We start from the raw sequence: 14,840 nt of genomic DNA on the forward strand, positions 1-14,840 counted from the left end.
CTCAGGCCACGTTGTGGTTGGCCATCAGCTCCAGCGCACGCACCAGCGCGGAATGGTCCAGATCCTGCATGCCTTGGGCAGCGCAGACCTGCATCAGCTGCGCCGCTCCGGCGGTTTGCGGCAAGGCCACGCCCAGGCTGCGCGCGCCGCTCAGGGCCAGGCTCAAATCCTTCTGGTGCAGCCCGATGCGAAAGCCCGGATTGAAGGTGCGCTTGATCATGCGCTCGCCATGCACTTCCAGGATGCGCGAGGCGGCAAAGCCGCCCATCAGCGCCTGGCGCACCTTGGCGGGGTCGGCCCCGGCCTTGCTGGCAAACAGCAAGGCCTCGCCCACGGCGGCAATATTCAGCGCCACGATGATCTGGTTGGCGACCTTGCAGGTCTGGCCGTCGCCATTGCCGCCAACCAGCGTGATATTTTTACCCATCAGCTCAAACAGCGGCTTGACGCGCTCAAAGGCCGCATCGGGCCCGCCCACCATGATGGTCAGGCTGGCGGCCTTGGCGCCCACTTCGCCGCCGGACACCGGGGCGTCCAGGTAGTCGCAGCCCAGCTCATTGATGGTCTGGGCGAACTCCTTGGTCTCCATGGGCGAGATGGAGCTCATGTCCACCACGGTTTTCCCCTGGCTCAAACCCGAGCTCACGCCGTTCTCGCCAAACAACACCTTGGCCACGTCCGGGGTATCGGGCAGCATCATGAAAATGATGTCGGCCTGCTCGGCCACCTCGCGGGCGGAGCCGCAGGCCTTGGCATGACCCGTCAACAGGTCAGCCGGCACTTTGCTGCGGGTGCTCAGGAAAACCTCGTGTCCGGCCTTGATCAGTTGTGCCGCCATAGGCGCGCCCATGATGCCCAGGCCAATAAAACCCAATTTGCTCATCGAAAAACTCCAGTCAAAAATTTCAAAACCAGCTGCACATCAGGCGCAGTAGCGGTCACGCAAGGCTTGCGTTGCCGCGCGGAATACCCCTAAATCGCTGCCCACGGCCACAAAGGTGGCGCCCATCTCCATGTAGCGCCTGGCGTCGGCCTCTGCCGGTGCCAGAATGCCGCTCGCCTTGCCGCAGGCCTTGGCGTCGGCAAAGACGTTGGCAATGGCTTTTTGCACTTCGGGATGGCCGGCATTGCCCAGGTGGCCCATGCCGGCTGCGAGATCGGACGGACCGACAAAAATGCAGTCCACGCCTTCGGTTTCGGCAATGGCGCGGGCCGCTGCCACGCCGGCGTTGCTTTCAATTTGCACCGCCATGCAGATCTGTTCGTTGATGCCCTTGAAGTAGTCGGGCACCGTGCCATAGCGGTTGCTGCGCTGAGACACCGACACGCCGCGAATGCCTTGCGGCGGATAGCGTGTGGCGGCGACGGCGCGCTGGGCTTCGTCGGCGTTCTCGACAAAGGGAATCAGGAAGTTGTAAAACCCGGCATCGAGCAGGCGTTTGATCTCGACGGCGTTGTTGCTGGTTGGACGCACAAAGGGCGCGCTGGGGCTGTCCTTGAGCGCCATCAGTTGAGGGATGAAGGTGCCCACATCATTGGGCGAGTGTTCGCCGTCCAGCAAGATCCAGTCAAAGCCGGCCACGCCCAGCACTTCGGTGGTGATGGCGTTGGCCAGCGAGGACCAGCAGCCGATCAGTTTTTTGCCGGCGAGCAGGTCGCGCTTGAAACTATTGGGGAAACTCTGATAAGGGCTTGCTTGTGTCATGAATGATCTCTCTTGAGTGTTGAGGGAAAGGTATCGCTTGTGCTTGTCTGTGGCGAGCCGCTTTGGGGTGATAACCAAGCGAGCTTCAGGTAATGGGTGCCGGATTGAACAGCACCAAGGCGTTGTGCAGCTTCCAGTGCTCGGCCCAGGTTTTCTTGCGACCGCTGGCAATTTCCAGCATGAGGTGAAAGAGCTCCCAGCCCACGTCTTCTATGCTGGCCTCGCCGTCGGCAATCCGGCCGGCGTTGATGTCCATCAGGTCGTGCCAGCGCCTTGCCAGGTCGCTGCGCGTGGCCACCTTGATCACCGGCACTTCGGCCAGGCCGTACGGCGTGCCGCGGCCCGTGGTGAACACATGCAGGTTCATGCCGGCCGCCAGCTGCAGCGTGCCGCAAATGAAATCGCTGGCCGGCGTGGCGGCATAGGTCAGGCCTTTTTGCCTGAGCTTTTCGCCCGGCGCCAACACGCCGCTGATGGGCGCTGTGCCCGACTTGACGATGGAGCCCATGGCTTTTTCGACAATGTTGGACAGGCCGCCCTTTTTGTTGCCCGGCGTGGTGTTGGCGCTGCGGTCCACCAGGCCTTTTTGCAAATAGGCGTCATACCAGGCCATCTCGCGAATCATGGCCTCGGCCACTTCCGGCGTGCTGGCCCGCGAGGTCAGCTGGTCTATGCCGTCGCGCACCTCGGTGGTTTCGGAAAACATCACGCTGGCGCCGGCGCGCACCAGCAAGTCGGTGCAAAACCCGACCGCCGGATTGGCGGTGACGCCAGAAAAAGCATCGCTGCCGCCGCACTGCACACCCACCACCAGCTCGCTGGCCGGCACGGTTTCACGGCGGCGTGCATCAAGCTTTTCCAGGTGCAGAACCGCCGCCTGCATGATGGAGTCGATCATGGACATGAAACCGATATGGTGTTCCGACTGCAGGCACACCACGTCCAGTGCGGCATCGGCACTGATGCCCACATCGGCCACACTGCGTTCATCCACGATCTGGATCGTTCCTGGCGGCAGCAGGCGCTCGGGCTGCAACTTTTCGCAGCCCAGGCTGACCACCATCACTTCACCACCAAAATTGGGGTTGAGCGTGATGTTGCGCAAGGTTCGAATCGGAATGATGGCGTCGGGCGCGTCTATGGCCACGCCACAGCCGTAGCTGTGCTCCAGGCCCACCACGTCATCCACGTTGGGAAAACGCGGCAGCAGCTCTTCCTTGATCCGTTTGACGGCAAATTCCACCACGCCGGCCACACACTGCACCGTGGTGGTGATGGCCAGGATGTTACGGCTGCCGACCGAGCCGTCGGCATTGCGATAGCCCTCGAAGGTGTAGCCCTCCAGCGGCGGCAAGCGCTCGGCCCGCAGCGTCGAGATAGGTAAACCCTCCAACCCGCGTGCGGCCGGCATCTCCAGCAGGCGTTCATGCACCCAGCTGCCAGCCGGGATGTCTTTGAGCGCGTAACCGATAGGCACGTTGTAGCGCAGCACCGCACTGCCCATGGGCAGATCGACCAGCGCCACCTTGTGCCCCTGGGGCACACGGTCACACAAGGTCAGGCCGTCGGCAAACCTGGCGCCAGGCGCCAAGCCCCCGTCGTTAGCGACGATGGCCACGTTGTCGGCCGGGTGCATGCGGATGTAGAGGGGATCGGTCATGGCTCAGTTCTCTTAATGCGATATCGCAGGCTCACTTGTACAGAGACGGCAACCAGAGCGAGAACGCCGGCACGTAAGTCACGAGCAACAGGCAAACACCCAGTGCGCTGTAAAACGGCAAGATTGAGCGCATCACCTGGCCCACAGATATCTCCCCAATCGCACAGCCCACGAACTGCACCGATCCGACCGGCGGCGTGTTCAGGCCCAGTGCGCAGTTGATCAGCATCACGATGCCGAACTGCACCGGGTCCATGCCGAATTGCATCGCAATCGGCATGAAGATGGGCGTGCAGATCAGTATGGTTGCCGCCATGTCGAGGAAGGTGCCGAGGATGAACAACAGCACGTTGATCATCAGGAAGATGACCCAGGGCTCGCTGCTCACCGACTTCATCAGCTCGCCGGTCAGCTGCGGCACCTCGTACAGCGCCATGAAGTAGCCGAAGGCGGACGAGATGCCGATCAACAGCAACACCACCCCGGTGGTCTTGCAGGCCTTGGCGCAAGCCTTGAGGAAGTTCTCCCACGTCAGCGTCTTGTAGACGAACACCGTGATCGCCAGCGCCCAGGCCACGGCAATCGACGCCGACTCGGTGGCTGTGAACGCCCCCGACAAGATGCCGACCAGGATGATCACCACCACCAGCAGACCCGGCAATGCGGCGCCGAAGGCGCGCAACACTTCCCGCCAGCCGGGAAACGAGCCATGGGTCGGATAACCGCGTTTGACCGCCACGTAGTAAGCCGCACCGAGGTTGCACAAGGTCAGAATGATCGCCGGCACCAGACCCGCAAGAATCAGGCTCAGCACGCTGACCGAGGCAATGCCCGAGGTGGCCAGCGTGAAGATGATCATGTTGTGCGAGGTCGGCATGATCGCCCCAACCAGTGCGGCGTGGGTGGTGACGTTGACCGCGTAGTCGGCGTCGTAGCCCTCTTTCTTCATCAGCGGGATCATCACCGAGCCCATGGCCGACACGTCAGCCAGCGGGGAACCGGCGACGCCACCGAACAGCGTGCAGCCGATCACGTTGCTCATGCCCAGGCCGCCACGCACGTGGCCGACCAGGCTGTTGGCAAAACGCACGATGCGCTCGGCAATGCCGCCGTAGAGCATCAACTCGCCAGCAAAAACGAAAAACGGGATGGCCAGGAAGGAGAACACCTGCATGCCGCCGACCATCTTCTGGAACACCACGGCGACCGGCAGACCGGCGGCGACGATAGTGGCCACCGACGACAGGCCAATCGCAAACGCAACCGGCACGCCAATGATCAGCAAGAGCGTGAAGCTCAGGGCGAGTACGGTCAGTTCCATGCGGGCTCCACTGTTTGGCCGCGCAGCAGCGCGATGATATGTTCAATCGAAAACAGCACGATCAGCACGCCGGCAATCACCAGCGGCAGGTAATCGATGCCGTCGGGGACGGGCATCATGGGTTTTTTTTCGTCCCACTTGGCGACCATCCACAACCAGCCGCCCTGCACCATCAGTACGCCGAAGAGGCCCACCAGCACATGGATCAGGATTTCAATGCGGTGCTGCCATTTTTCGGGCAGCAGTACGACCAGGGACTCCAGGCCGATGTGGCCGGCGTCGCGCACACCGACCGCCAGGCCGAAAGCCGTGACGAACAGCACCAGCAGCAGCGCCAGATTTTCGGCCCAGGTCGGCGTGTCGTTCAAAACGTAGCGCCCAATGACTTGCCATTGAACGCACAGGACGATCGCAATCAGTCCGATCACGGCCAGGAACAGGCTGAGCTTGGACAGCATCGCGCAAAATTTTGTATACATATTATTTCTCTGCTTGCCTTGCCGCAACGCTCGCGCCAGCGGGTGAAGCGCCTCTCACCCCCGGCCCTTTCAGGCGAGGGTGAGGGCTTTCCAGCTAATGCTTACTTGGTATCCTGAATGGTCTTGACCAGGCGTTTCAGATCGGGCGTGCTCATGAACTTGTCATAGACCGGACCCATCACCGACTGGAATGAAGCCTTGTCAACCTCAACGATCTGGGCACCGCCAGCCTTGACCACGGCCAGCGACTTGCCTTCCTGCTCATCCCACTTCTTGCGCTGGACTGCAACTGACTCCTTGGCCGCGCTGCGGATCATCTCTTGGTCAGCCTTGGGCAGCTTGTCCCATACCACCTTGGACATCAGCAGCATTTCAGGCGCCATCGAGTGTTCGGTCTTGGAATAGAACTTCACGGCCTCATAGTGCTTGGACGTATCGAACGAGGGGATGTTGTTCTCGGCGGCGTCGATCAGACCGGTCTTCAGGCCCGTATAAACCTCGCCGTAGGGCATGGGCGTTGCGTTGCCGCCCATAGCGGCAATCAGGGCCACCCACAGGTCTGACTGCTGGACGCGAATCTTCATGCCCTTCACGTCGGCCACGGTCTTGATCGGCTTCTTGGCGTAGATTGAGCGCGCGCCGCTGTCGTAAAAAGCCAGGCCGATGAAGCCGGCAGACTCGCAGCTCTTCAGTATCTCCTCGCCGGCCGGGCCGTCCAGCGACTTGCGCATGTGCTCAACCGAGTGGAACAGGAAGGGCATGGTCGGGACCTGCGTCTTCTGGCAGATCGCGTTCATCGGGCTGATGTTCACACGCGTGAAATCCAGCGCACCTATCTTCACCTGGTCGATCGTTTCCTTCTCGGTGCCGAGCGCGCCCTTGTTAAAGACCTTGATCTTGTATTTGCCGCCGCTCTTTTTGTCCATCACCTCGCTCATGTATTTGACGGCGACCACGGTCGGATAGTCGTCGGCGTTGTGGATGTCGGCGGAACGGAAGTCGGCGGCGAAACCGGCCAATGGCGCCATTGCCAGGGCGGCAGTGACGGCGAGCAGTGTTTTTTGAATCTTCATGTCATCCTCTAAGTGGTGGTGGAATTACTAATGAACTCTTTTTATGTCAGGCACGCCGCCTCAGGCAGCCCACGCACGCCGGGGCGCAGCGCAAACACACCGCCGGCCAGCGGCTGGTCAGATAAGTCGACCCCGTCCGGGCGAATCGACGTCACGAACAGGGTGTCCAGGCCGGCGCCGCCAAAGGCACACATGGCCGGCTTCTTCACCGGCACGCTCAGCGAGCGGTCCAGCTTGCCGTCAGGCGTGAAGCGATGCACCAGACCGGCGTCATTGCCGCAAATCCAGTAGCAACCGTCGGCGTCCACGGCCGCGCCATCAGGGCGACCAGGTAGCGGATTCATATCTATGAAGAGCCGGCGATTGGACGGCGTTCCGGTTTCAATGTCGTAGTCAAAGGCCCAGACCGACTGCACCGAAGGGTGCGAGTCCGAGAGGTACATGGTGCGGCCATCCGGGCTGAAAGCCATGCCGTTGGGGGTGATAAAGCCGTCCAGCAGCTGGCGCAACTCACTACCGTTTTGATAGCTATAGACGCAACCCACACGGGCACCAGCGGCCATATTCATTAACATGGTGCCGGCCAGGAAGCGGCCCTGGCGGTCGCAGCGGCCATCGTTGAAACGCATGCCCGCCATGGCGTGGCTGACGCCAGCCAGGCGCTTGAAGCCCAACTGGCCGTCGCTTTGCGGTGTCAACTGGAACACACCGCTTTCGGTGCCGGCGACCCAGTCCTGCGTAGCGCCCAGCGGCGCGACGCAGGCCAGCATTTCAGAGGCCAGCCAGCTGCTGTGCTGCCCCGTGGCCGGGCTCCAGCGACACAGCTGGCGCGCCGGAATATCCACCCAATACAGCGCTTGCTCCGCGCCATGCCAGACCGGGCTTTCACCGGTGGCATTGCGGGCATCCAGAACCAGTTCGACCTGAATTTCGCTCATGATGCTCATGATGCTCATTCAGCAAAAGGGCCGGCGACAACAAAACCACCGCCCTGGTACTGGGCCACCGGGTCGGTCAAATCGGGCGGCGGCGTGCGTGCATACACCGCTTCACGGAAGATGTCCGAGCTGTCCTGCGGCCGATAGCCCACATGACGGGCGCGGCTGTTGTCCCACCAGGTGACGGCGTTGTCGGACATGCCGAAGATGATGCTGTGACCCAGCACCGGCGTGGTCAGGCAGGCCGTGATCAGGCGATGCAAGTCGTCAAAGCTCAGCCAGGTGGCGAGCATGCGCCTGTCCTTGGGCGCGGCAAACGAAGAGCCTATGCGCACGCAGGCGGTTTCTATGCCGTAGCGGTCAAAGTAAAAGCGCGACAGGTCTTCGCCAAAGGCTTTGCTCAGGCCATAAAGGCCGTCGGGCCGCGCCGGGTGATCGGCGGTGATGGTTTCACCCTGGCGGTAAAAGCCGGTCACATGGTTGGAGCTGGCGAACACCACGCGCTTCACGCCATGCTTGCGCGCCGCCTCATAGAGGTTGTAGGCGCCAATGATGTTGGCCTGCAAGATGGGGCCGAACGGCCCTTCCACCGACATGCCGCCCAGGTGAACGATGGCGTTCACGCCCGCCACCATCTGGTTGACGGCCGCGGCATCCGCCAGGTCGGCCAGCACCACCTCTTCCCCGGCCGCAGCCTCGCCAAAGGCTTGCACATCGGACAAGCGCAGCACCGTGCAGTTGGCCTTCAGGCGCTCGCGCAGAGCCTTGCCCAAACCGCCCGCAGCACCCGTCAACAGGAGTTTTTCATGAACTTTGATCGTCATTTTTTGTTTCTCGGTCCGTGCCATGGCAAACACTGGACTTTTTTTTGTGGTTTGTTAAAGTCAAGCCACCAACACATCAGTCATAAGTTGTCTGATGACGAAGAATTCTCAAGTCCACCCTTTTACTTGTCAATGAATTTTTAATGGACCCAAGGAAAACCCCTAGCCCCGCCGACGCCGGTGAGTTCACCTCGCCCCAGACGGTACCCCTGCGCGCGCGCCGACCCCGCGGACTGGTCAGTGAAATCGTCGAAGGTCTGGCCAGCAGCATTCGTGAAGGCCAGTTGCAGCCCGGCGACAAGCTGCCCACCGAGTCAGAAATCATGGCCAGGTTTGAGGTCAGCCGCACCGTGGTGCGTGAGTCGCTGTCCCGGCTCCAGGCCTCCGGCCTGGTGGAAACCCGCCACGGCATTGGCACTTTCGTATTGCCGCCGCAAGAGTCCGGCAACTTCAAGATCAGCGCCGAAGACTTCGCCACCGTGGCCGATGTCATCTCGGTGCTGGAGTTGCGCATCAGCCTGGAAACCGAGGCCGCCGGTCTGGCCGCCCAGAGGAGAACGCCGGAAAACCTGCAGGCCATGGAGAGCGCACTGCGCGCCTTTCACGACTCCATCAACCTGGATTCCGACGCGGTGCCACCCGACTTTCAGTTCCACATGGAAGTCGCCCGCGCCACCGGCAATCGGCACTTTGCCGACCTTATGACCTACCTGGGCACCATGATCATTCCGCGCACCCGCGTGAACACGGCGGTGAGCGCGCCAGAAGGCCGGCTCAATTACCTGCAGCGCGTCAATGGCGAGCACGAGAGCATTTACAGCGCCATCCGCAACCAGGATGCCGAGGCTGCGCGCGCAGCCATGCGCACCCACTTGTCCAACAGCCGCGAGCGCCTGCGCCGAGGCAACAATGCGCACACCATGCAGCCACCGGAAAACGCAAAAAACAGTCCCGCCTGATGGGAAACCCCGTTGCCTATTCGCCGGTACAAGTTATACGATAACTGATAAATAAATCACCAACCGCCTGTACAACTTGCTAGTCTGCCTTCCACGCTTCCGGCCCGCGCCCACCCAAAGCCCCATCACCCAGGTCAGGGTGATTCCCGCGGCCGGACAGGGCCGCATACGACTCAAGCTGAGCGGCGGCCATCGAGCAAAACGGATACCAGGCTGGAAATTCAACAACAAGATGCCCTGCAGGGTGCGCTGAGCTTGATCCACACGCACATATAACAACTGGAGACAACATGCAACGCCGTACCCTTGTTCGCTCGACCGTCGCCTCTGCCATTGCCGGCGCGCTAGCCCTTCCAGGCTGGGCACAGGATAAATGGCCCAGCAAGCCCTTGACCTACATCGTCCCCTTCCCGGCCGGCGGCACCACCGACATCCTGGGACGGCTGATCGGCCAAAAGCTGGGCCCGGTGCTGGGCACCACCATCCTGGTCGACAACCGGGGCGGCGCCGGTGGCAGCATTGGCTCAGAACTCGCCTCACGCGCGCCCGCTGATGGCTACACCCTGCTGGGCGGCACCGTCAGTTCGCACGCCATCAATATCAGCCTCTACCCCAAGATTGGCTATGACCCGATCAAGTCCTTCACCCCGGTAGCGCTGATAGGCACCAACCCGGTGGTGCTGATCGTCGGCCAAAACAGCCCCTACAAAACCTTGCAGGACGTGCTGGCGGCCGCCAAGGCCAAGCCCAAAACCATTTCATCGGCATCGGCCGGCAGCGGCACCTCGCAGCACCTGGCGCTGGAACTGCTGGGCTTCAAGTCGGGCACGCAGTTCATCCATGTGCCCTACAAGGGCAGCGGCCCGGCGATTCAGGACGTGATAGGCGGCCAGGTCGACATGATGTTTGACACCACTGTGGTGGCCGGCCCCCACATTCAGAGCGGCAAGGTGCGCGCCCTGGCCGTCACCTCCGCCAAACGGCTGGAGTCGCTGCCCAACGTGCCCACGGTGGCCGAGTCTGGCGTGCCCGGTTTTGAAGTCCTGTCGTGGCAGGCCATTTTTGCGCCCGCCGGCACCCCCAAGCCCCTGGTTGACAGGCTGCACACCGAGATCGTGAAAATCTTGCAGCAGTCCGAGATGCAGGAGCGCTTGATAACGCTGGGCATGCAGCCATCCACCATGGCCATGGACCAGTTCGCGGCCTTCCAGAAAGCCGAAGTCGAAAAATGGGCCCAAGTCATCAAGGCCGCCAACGTCAAGCTCGAATGAACATGCCATCCACCCCTCCCCCACGGCTGCGCCTGGCCGTGATTGGCGCCGGCCTCGGCTCGGCGCCGCATCTCCAGAGCCTGGAAGATCTTGCCGGCGAAGCCGAGCTGGTCTGGGTCTATGGCCGACATGCCGAACGCCTGGCCGGTGTGCGCGTGCCCATGGGCGCCCACAAAACCACACGCCTGGAAGACATTCTGGAAGATGCCAGCGTGCAGGCCGTGCTGGTGCTGACACCGGCTAACACCCACCTGGACATCGTGCAACGCGCGGCCCGTGCCGGCAAACATGTGCTGGTGGAAAAACCGCTGGAAATTGACCTGAACCGTGCCAATGCGCTGGTCGAGGTCTGCGAGGAAATGGGCGTCACCCTGGCTGTCATGCTGCAACACCGCTTGCGCGAGGCGGCACTGGGCCTAAAAGCCTTGCTGGGCAGCGGCGAGTTGGGCCAGTTGGTCAGCGCCTCGGCCTCGGTGCGCTGGTGGCGACCGCAAAGCTATTACGACGAGCCCGGACGCGGCACCTTGGCCCGGGACGGCGGCGGCGTGCTGATCACGCAAGCCATACACACCCTGGATTTGCTGCTTAGTCTCACCGGCATGCCCGAGCGTGTGACCGCGCTGGCCAGCACCAGCCCCGTACACCGCATGGAAGGCGAGGACACGGCGGCGGCACTGCTGCACTACGCCAACGGTGCCGTGGCGGTAGTGCAGGCCACGACCGCGGCCTACCCCGGTTTCCCCGAGCGCATCGAGCTCAATGGCACTGCAGGCACGGCAACACTGGAAGCTGGCGAACTGCGGGCCACATTGGCCTCGGGCAAGAGCGTGACACTGGGAGCCCCTCAAGCCTCGGGTGGCGGCGCCAATCCCATGGGTTTTGACCACGGCGCCCACCGGGCCGTGCTGCAGGACTTCATACGTGCCCTGCAAAACGGTACGCCGCCTGCCATTACCGGGCGCTCGGCACTTGGCGTGCAGCAGCTGATAGAAGCCATCATGGCCTCCTCGGCCACCTGCAGCACCATTTCCTTGCACCCCGCAGCGCTGATTCCGGTGATGTAAAGCAGGCCGGAGCGAGCGCATCGACCGCCTTCCTTGCGACTCTTTTTGAAGCCGCCTGCATTTCGTTTTCTCAAGGCTTTTAACCCGCTGATCCAAACAGTGCGGGCACTATTAGCTATAAAACTCGTAGCAAAATGGATTTTGCGTTATATTTGGGACAAGCTTTTTGTCAACTGGCAAACAGCGAACCCCATGTGACCCGATTGACCAGAGGAGATGACCCAATGAGTGCCAAAGAAAATGCAGCCGTAAGCCAGTTGCTCGAACTGCTGGAATCACGCTACGCACTGCGCGTGCTGTGGGCATTGAAAGACGGCCACCCCCAGACTTTTCGCCTCCTGCAAGACAGCATTGGCAGCATCACCCCCAATACCCTGAACACGCGTATCAAGGAATTGCGCGCCGCTGACCTGCTCAACCACGGCAGCAATGGTTACATCTTGACCCCGTTGGGTGAAGACCTGCTCAAGCGCCTGAACGACCTGCAAGCCTTTGCCGGAAAATGGGCCGTCAGCCAAGCCAAAGCCAGCGTGGTCACTCCAAAGTAACTTTAGGCGCCCCAGCCCATCAACAGGCCTAGTGCCTGTTTTTTTGAGCCCCGACAAAGCTGCAGCCCGCTCGCCGGGCACCAGCACTTTTCGGCCATGATGGCTGCCGCGCTGTTTCACCACCCTTGGTCCAGCAGTCCGCCAGCTAAATTCCCCAGAGCTCGAATCCCTTGTCTTGAAAAGGGATTTGCCATCCCCAGCTACTGAACTTAGTCGTTTAAATTATCCACTTTTAGCATGTCTGAAAACAAACAAACTGAGCAAAATCAACCACTTAGCGGAGCACCTAGCCCCGAGGAGCTGGAAGCTGCCCAGGCGGCCAACGAGTTTGACGCATTGACCGTGGCACAAGCCGAAATCGCTACGCTGCAAGCCAAAAATACCGATTTGGCCGACAGCTATCTGCGCGCCAAGGCTGAGGCCGAAAATGCCCGTCGCCGCGCCGAGGACGAAATCGCCAAGGCGCGCAAGTTCGCCGTGGAAGGCTTTGCCGACAGCCTGCTGCCCGTGCTGGACAGCCTGGAAGCCGGGCTGGCCATCAAGGACGCCACCCTGGAACATATCCGTGAAGGCTCGGAAGCCACGCTCAAGCAGCTCAAAAGCGCCTTGGAGCGCAACAAAGTGGTCGAAATCAACCCTATAGACGCCGCCAGGTTTGACCCGCACCTGCATCAGGCCATCAGCATGGTGCCGTCTGAGCAAGAGGCCAACACCGTCGTCAACGTGCTGCAAAAAGGCTATTTGATCGCGGATCGCGTGCTGCGCCCCGCACTGGTCACCGTTGCAGCGCCTAAATAAATGTAAAAAAACCGAGCTTGTGGTACTTGAAGTCACGTAACTTATCCACAAGTCATCAACAGATGGATCGATAGACGGCCAAGTTATCAGCCAGCCTTATCGTCCAGCCATTAACGAATCAAAAAATCAGGAGTAAATCATGGGAAGAATCATCGGCATCGACTTGGGTACGACCAACAGCTGCGTCTCCATCATGGAAGGCAACACGCCCCGCGTCATTGAAAACTCGGAAGGCGCGCGCACCACGCCGTCCATCGTCGCCTATCAGGAAGACGGTGAAGTGCTGGTCGGCGCCTCGGCCAAGCGCCAGGCGGTGACCAACCCCAGGAACACGCTCTACGCCGTCAAACGCCTGATCGGCCGCAAGTTTGCCGAAAAAGAAGTGCAAAAAGACATCGGCCTGATGCCCTATTCCATCGTGGCGGCCGACAACGGCGACGCCTGGATCGAAGTGCGCGGCAAGAAACTGTCGGCCCAGCAGATCAGTGCCGACATTTTGCGCAAAATGAAGAAGACCGCCGAAGACTATCTCGGCGAGGCGGTCACCGAAGCCGTGATCACCGTGCCTGCGTATTTCAATGACGCCCAGCGCCAAGCCACCAAAGACGCCGGCCGCATTGCCGGCCTGGATGTCAAGCGCATCATCAACGAGCCCACGGCCGCGGCTCTGGCCTTCGGTATGGACAAGCAGGAAAAGGGCGACCGCAAGATTGCCGTCTATGACTTGGGCGGCGGCACCTTCGACATCTCCATCATCGAGATTGCCGACGTTGACGGCGAAAAACAGTTCGAGGTGCTGTCGACCAACGGCGACACCTTCCTGGGCGGCGAAGACTTCGACCAGCGCGTCATCGACTACATCATCGAAGAGTTCAAGAAAGAATCCGGCGTCAACCTCAAGAACGACGTACTGGCTCTGCAGCGCCTGAAAGAAGCCGCTGAAAAAGCCAAGATCGAACTCTCCAACAGCGCGCAGACCGACATCAATCTGCCCTACATCACGGCAGATGCTTCGGGCCCCAAGCACCTGAACATCAAGCTGACCCGCGCCAAGCTCGAATCACTGGTGGACGAGCTGCTCGAGCGCACCATTGCCCCTTGCCGCGTCGCCATCAAGGACGCCGGCATCAGCGTGGGCGACATCCACGACGTGATCCTGGTCGGCGGCCAGACGCGTATGCCCAAGGTGCAGGAAATGGTCAAGGCCTTCTTCGGCAAGGAGCCGCGCAAGGATGTGAACCCTGACGAAGCCGTGGCCGTGGGCGCTGCGATTCAAGGCCAGGTTCTGTCCGGCGACCGCACCGACGTGCTGCTGCTCGACGTCACCCCGCTGTCCCTGGGTATCGAAACCATGGGCGGCGTGATGACCAAGATGATCAAGAAGAACACGACCATCCCGACCAAGTTCGCGCAGACCTTCTCGACCGCTGAAGACAATCAGCCGGCCGTGACGATCAAGGTGTTCCAGGGCGAGCGTGAAATTGCCGCCGGCAACAAGGGCCTGGGCGAGTTCAACCTCGAGGGGATTCCACCAGCAGCACGCGGCACGCCGCAGATCGAAGTGTCTTTCGACATCGATGCGAACGGCATCCTGCACGTTGGCGCCAAGGACAAGGGCACCGGCAAGGAAAACAAGATCACCATCAAGGCCAACTCGGGTTTGAGCGAAGCCGAGATCCAGCAAATGGTGAAAGACGCCGAGCTGAACGCCGAAGACGACAAGAAAAAGGTCGAGTTCGTGACCGCGAAAAACAATGCTGAAGCCATGGTGCACAGCGTGAAGAAATCGCTGGGAGAGTACGGCGACAAGCTCGATGCCGGCGAGAAGGAAAAAATCGAAGCGGCCATCAAGGACATGGAAGAAGCGCTCAAGGGCGAGGACAAAGCCGCAATTGACGAGAAAAACACGGCCCTGATGGAAGCCAGCCAGAAGCTGGGCGAAAAAATGTACGCCGACATGCAGGCTTCACAGGCGGCTGCCGGCGGTGACGCCGCAGGTGCTGCCGGTGCAGAGCAGGCCCAGGCCAAACCCGCTGACGACAACGTGGTGGACGCCGAAGTCAAGGAAGTCAAAAAGGGCTGAAGGGCCAAGGGGCAAACAGGACTTGAAGTCAGCTAGCCCCGAATTGGCGCGATAACTAGCTTGCAAAGGCGGAAACCAGGAGCAATCCCGGCTTTCCGCTTTTGTATTTTCCGCGCA

General features: G+C 61.0%; 14 protein-coding genes. 6 read left to right on the forward strand and 8 right to left on the reverse strand.

The features are described from left to right. Window position 1: 1 nt before the first annotated feature. The 8 genes from glxR to BM160_RS09800 all read right to left on the reverse strand — a co-directional run bounded on the left by glxR (window position 2) and on the right by BM160_RS09800 (window position 8,000). Entirely contained in the window at window positions 2-883 is an 882-nt protein-coding gene (gene glxR / locus BM160_RS09765) for a 2-hydroxy-3-oxopropionate reductase (RefSeq protein WP_092004213.1), read from the reverse strand. A gap of 39 nt (window positions 884-922) precedes the next feature. Further along, window positions 923-1,705, reverse strand: a complete 783-nt coding sequence (gene garL, locus BM160_RS09770; protein WP_092004215.1) for a 2-dehydro-3-deoxyglucarate aldolase — start codon at window positions 1,703-1,705, stop codon at window positions 923-925. Between the two features lie 85 nt (window positions 1,706-1,790). After that, on the reverse strand, window positions 1,791-3,365 hold the full coding sequence (gene garD / locus BM160_RS09775; protein WP_092004218.1) for a galactarate dehydratase: 1,575 nt from the start codon (window positions 3,363-3,365) through the stop codon (window positions 1,791-1,793). 31 nt (window positions 3,366-3,396) lie between these two features. Next, window positions 3,397-4,686: a TRAP transporter large permease gene (locus tag BM160_RS09780; RefSeq protein ID WP_092004221.1), complete on the reverse strand. Its 1,290-nt coding sequence runs from the start codon at window positions 4,684-4,686 to the stop codon at window positions 3,397-3,399. After that, window positions 4,677-5,165 (reverse strand): TRAP transporter small permease, encoded by a 489-nt coding sequence (locus tag BM160_RS09785; RefSeq protein ID WP_092004223.1) that lies wholly within the window; start codon window positions 5,163-5,165, stop codon window positions 4,677-4,679. Before BM160_RS09785 ends, BM160_RS09780 begins: the two co-directional genes overlap by 10 nt. Before the next feature lie 101 nt (window positions 5,166-5,266). Next, window positions 5,267-6,238 (reverse strand): TRAP transporter substrate-binding protein, encoded by a 972-nt coding sequence (locus tag BM160_RS09790; RefSeq protein ID WP_092004225.1) that lies wholly within the window; start codon window positions 6,236-6,238, stop codon window positions 5,267-5,269. A gap of 41 nt (window positions 6,239-6,279) precedes the next feature. Beyond that, window positions 6,280-7,185: an SMP-30/gluconolactonase/LRE family protein gene (locus BM160_RS09795; RefSeq protein ID WP_369821766.1), complete on the reverse strand. Its 906-nt coding sequence runs from the start codon at window positions 7,183-7,185 to the stop codon at window positions 6,280-6,282. A gap of 5 nt (window positions 7,186-7,190) precedes the next feature. After that, the gene (locus BM160_RS09800; protein ID WP_092004586.1) at window positions 7,191-8,000 is read right to left on the reverse strand and encodes an NAD-dependent epimerase/dehydratase family protein; all 810 of its coding nucleotides are present in this window, start codon (window positions 7,998-8,000) and stop codon (window positions 7,191-7,193) included. 143 nt (window positions 8,001-8,143) lie between these two features. Here BM160_RS09800 and BM160_RS09805 point away from each other — a divergent pair, with 143 nt between their 5' ends. The 6 genes from BM160_RS09805 to dnaK all read left to right on the forward strand — a co-directional run bounded on the left by BM160_RS09805 (window position 8,144) and on the right by dnaK (window position 14,723). Then, entirely contained in the window at window positions 8,144-8,959 is an 816-nt protein-coding gene (locus tag BM160_RS09805; protein ID WP_255368795.1) for a FadR/GntR family transcriptional regulator, read from the forward strand. A 290-nt stretch (window positions 8,960-9,249) separates the two neighbouring features. Continuing rightward, entirely contained in the window at window positions 9,250-10,230 is a 981-nt protein-coding gene (locus BM160_RS09810) for a Bug family tripartite tricarboxylate transporter substrate binding protein (protein ID WP_092004228.1), read from the forward strand. Then, window positions 10,227-11,294 carry a Gfo/Idh/MocA family protein gene (locus BM160_RS09815; RefSeq protein ID WP_092004232.1) on the forward strand — a complete coding sequence of 356 codons (1,068 nt, stop codon included), beginning with the start codon at window positions 10,227-10,229 and terminating at the stop codon, window positions 11,292-11,294. The genes BM160_RS09810 and BM160_RS09815 overlap by 4 nt, the downstream gene beginning before the upstream one ends. A 224-nt stretch (window positions 11,295-11,518) precedes the next feature. Next, a complete protein-coding gene (locus BM160_RS09820) occupies window positions 11,519-11,842 on the forward strand; it encodes a winged helix-turn-helix transcriptional regulator (RefSeq protein ID WP_092004235.1) in 324 nt (107 codons plus the stop codon). 237 nt (window positions 11,843-12,079) lie between these two features. Continuing rightward, complete coding sequence (gene grpE, locus BM160_RS09825; protein ID WP_092004237.1) at window positions 12,080-12,640, forward strand: nucleotide exchange factor GrpE; 561 nt, start codon at window positions 12,080-12,082, stop codon at window positions 12,638-12,640. A gap of 139 nt (window positions 12,641-12,779) precedes the next feature. After that, window positions 12,780-14,723 (forward strand): molecular chaperone DnaK, encoded by a 1,944-nt coding sequence (gene dnaK / locus BM160_RS09830; protein WP_092004239.1) that lies wholly within the window; start codon window positions 12,780-12,782, stop codon window positions 14,721-14,723. Window positions 14,724-14,840 lie beyond the last annotated feature (117 nt).

Origin of the sequence: Polaromonas sp. OV174, from assembly GCF_900112285.1 — a bacterium.
In the GTDB taxonomy this organism is placed as follows: Bacteria; Pseudomonadota; Gammaproteobacteria; order Burkholderiales; family Burkholderiaceae_C; genus Polaromonas.

Bases quoted from the DNA above. Each gene is read 5' to 3' on its own strand.
- grpE (WP_092004237.1), top strand. From the start codon at position 12,080: ATGTCTGAAAACAAACAAACTGAGCAAAATCAACCACTTAGCGGAGCA.
- BM160_RS09805 (WP_255368795.1), top strand. From the start codon at position 8,144: ATGGACCCAAGGAAAACCCCTAGCCCCGCCGACGCCGGTGAGTTCACC.
- BM160_RS09810 (WP_092004228.1), top strand. From the start codon at position 9,250: ATGCAACGCCGTACCCTTGTTCGCTCGACCGTCGCCTCTGCCATTGCC.
- BM160_RS09815 (WP_092004232.1), top strand. From the start codon at position 10,227: ATGAACATGCCATCCACCCCTCCCCCACGGCTGCGCCTGGCCGTGATT.
- BM160_RS09785 (WP_092004223.1), bottom strand. From the start codon at position 5,165: ATGTATACAAAATTTTGCGCGATGCTGTCCAAGCTCAGCCTGTTCCTG.
- BM160_RS09790 (WP_092004225.1), bottom strand. From the start codon at position 6,238: ATGAAGATTCAAAAAACACTGCTCGCCGTCACTGCCGCCCTGGCAATG.
- BM160_RS09780 (WP_092004221.1), bottom strand. From the start codon at position 4,686: ATGGAACTGACCGTACTCGCCCTGAGCTTCACGCTCTTGCTGATCATT.
- BM160_RS09800 (WP_092004586.1), bottom strand. From the start codon at position 8,000: ATGACGATCAAAGTTCATGAAAAACTCCTGTTGACGGGTGCTGCGGGC.
- dnaK (WP_092004239.1), top strand. From the start codon at position 12,780: ATGGGAAGAATCATCGGCATCGACTTGGGTACGACCAACAGCTGCGTC.
- BM160_RS09795 (WP_369821766.1), bottom strand. From the start codon at position 7,185: ATGAGCATCATGAGCGAAATTCAGGTCGAACTGGTTCTGGATGCCCGC.
- garL (WP_092004215.1), bottom strand. From the start codon at position 1,705: ATGACACAAGCAAGCCCTTATCAGAGTTTCCCCAATAGTTTCAAGCGC.
- glxR (WP_092004213.1), bottom strand. From the start codon at position 883: ATGAGCAAATTGGGTTTTATTGGCCTGGGCATCATGGGCGCGCCTATG.
- BM160_RS09820 (WP_092004235.1), top strand. From the start codon at position 11,519: ATGAGTGCCAAAGAAAATGCAGCCGTAAGCCAGTTGCTCGAACTGCTG.
- garD (WP_092004218.1), bottom strand. From the start codon at position 3,365: ATGACCGATCCCCTCTACATCCGCATGCACCCGGCCGACAACGTGGCC.